Raw genomic sequence first — 1,460 nt, 5'->3', positions numbered from 1 at the left:
CCCCCTCGCGCCCGGTTCGGGGTCTTCTCGTATACGGCGGGGACGGTAGTGCTCTACCGGTGGTGGGGATGCTTGGGGCTGGCTGGCAACGGCGGCGGAACCTGTCAAGATTTTTGAGGCAAGATTCTTTGTGGACTAGCCTGCGTTCGATCCCTGTTTCGATCTCTGTCGAGGGATGACCTCCGATCGTTCGGGGGCACCGTCGGTGACCGGCTCGGCCTGGTCGTCGGGCTTCGTGTTGATCCCGGCGGGCTTCGGCAGCGGCGGCGGGACCGGCCGCCGGTTCACGAACCGCTCCGGGTGCGCGGCGTAGGCCGCGTCAAGCACCCGGGCCCGCGCGGCGTGCGCCTGCCCGGCCAGGCCGAAGTAGACGGCCGCCGGCGAGAGATAGCCGATCCCGGAGTGCTTGTGCGCGGTGTTGTACCAGGTGAAGAACCCACGGCAGAACCGGCGTGCCTGCTCGATCGAGTCGAAACGGTCAGGGAACTCGGGCCGGTACTTCAACGTCTTGCACTGCGATTCGGAGAACGGGTTGTCGTTCGAGACCCGCGGTCTGGAATGCGACCGGRCGATGTCGAGGTCGGCCAGCAGCAGCGCGAGGGTCTTCGACGTCATCGACGAGCCACGGTCGGCGTGCACCRTCAGCCCCGACGTGTCGACGCCGTACTTCTCRCACGTCTGGCTGACCAGCTCCTTCGCGAGTTCCCCGGACTCGTTCGGCGCAAGCAGCCAGCCCACGACATACCGGCTGTAGACGTCGAGAATGACGTACAGGTAGTAGTACTCGTGTTTCGACCTGCCCTTGAGCTTGGTGATGTCCCACGTCCACACCTGGTTCGGTGYGCACACGAGCAGCTCGGGCTTCACGTGCGACGGGTGCGACGCCTGGGCGCGGCGCTCCCCGGTCTGCCCCGCCGCGGCCAGGATCCGGTAGAACGTCCGCCACGACGCCAGGTAGCCCCCCTCGTCGAGCAGAGTCGCCCACACGTGCGCCGGCGAGGCGTCCCGGAACCGCTCCGAGTTCAACACCTCCAGCACCCGTTCCCGCTCCCGCGCGGACAACGCCCGCGGCTGGACCCGCTCCCGGTGCGGCTTCGGGACCGGCCGCGGCGGCACCGAAGCCGGCGGACGATGACGCCGGTAGAACGTCGCCCGCGACCGGCCCGTTAACTCGCAGGCCTTCTTCACCCCGACAACCCCGGCCAACTCCACCGCGCAGGCGTCAGCTATCCGTTCTCCTTCGGCGACGACTCCCGGGAAATCTCGGGAATGCTTTCGGAGAGCGCCTCCAAAAGCGCGTTGGCTTTTCCCATGATGCCCACCACGCGCCGGGACGCCTCAAGCTCCTTGTCCTTCCGGGCCAGCTCCGCCCGCAACTGCTCGATCTCCCTGTCCCGCGGGTCCGCCGCCGGCCGGCCACGCTTCCTAAAGGGAAAACAGGGTGACCGTTGATCGGGACG

General features: G+C 67.7%; 2 protein-coding genes. Both read right to left on the bottom strand.

The window, feature by feature from the left end:
* Positions 1-135 precede the first annotated feature (135 nt).
* Positions 136-1,212 carry an IS3 family transposase gene (locus tag Manayef4_RS02930; RefSeq protein WP_254665433.1) on the bottom strand — a complete coding sequence of 359 codons (1,077 nt, stop codon included), beginning with the start codon at positions 1,210-1,212 and terminating at the stop codon, positions 136-138.
* Between the two features lie 14 nt (positions 1,213-1,226).
* On the bottom strand, positions 1,227-1,460 hold a 234-nt coding region (locus tag Manayef4_RS25280; RefSeq protein ID WP_217494087.1), incomplete at its 5' end, for a hypothetical protein.

Origin of the sequence: Frankia sp. CgMI4, assembly GCF_001756285.1 — a bacterium.
Lineage (GTDB): Bacteria > Actinomycetota > Actinomycetes > Frankiales > Frankiaceae > Frankia > Frankia casuarinae.
This window is presented reverse-complemented; position numbering and strand designations above follow the sequence as displayed.